The organism is Bacillus sp. AFS040349, from assembly GCF_002577655.1.
GTDB lineage: Bacteria > Bacillota > Bacilli > Bacillales > Bacillaceae > Metabacillus.
In genome coordinates this window covers 1-555 of the sequence record NZ_NUMC01000181.1, presented here as the reverse complement: position 1 = coordinate 555, position 555 = coordinate 1, and the positions used below count along the sequence as shown (strand labels likewise).

Genomic DNA, 555 nt, shown 5'->3' with positions numbered 1-555 from the left:
CTATAAATACTTCCTCGACACACTCTTCCCATCATAAGAAAACAATACAGCTTTTCCTTCTAAAACACTCTCCATGTGCACTGGTCTCCCCCAAAGCTGATACACGTATGGAAGAACTTTCTCTAAATACTTTAAATCAAGCTCAATATCCTCAAACCAATGCTTTAGGTAAAGTTCGTTGTTTTTTAAGTAATCTCCATCGTTAACTGTAATATAAGGGAATCCACCGTTCACCCGCATACTAACCAGTTGATCACGAACCCCTTCCCACTCTTTATCAACAATTTTATAATCGCGTCCTTGCTTTTGGAAAAGATACATATCTTCTCTTAACACGAGATCCTTTGTTAAATAATTGCGGATAAATGAGATATCTGATTCTACTTCACGAACCTCAAACATTTTTTCTCGACCGGATCCTGGCTTCGCTCCAAACATTTTCATTTCTTCTGTTGGATTATTATAGCGTTCTTCTATATCTTCAAAGATTTTCAAGCCAAGATAATATGGATTAATACTCGTTTTTGATGGCTGTACAACACCAGCATTCAGCTT

At 36.9% G+C, this 555-nt stretch carries 1 protein-coding gene; it reads right to left on the bottom strand.

Going from position 1 to position 555, the window contains the following annotated elements; genetic code table 11:
* Positions 1-555: SpoVR family protein (locus COD11_RS25800; protein ID WP_176551254.1), on the bottom strand; the 555-nt coding region annotated here is incomplete at its 5' end.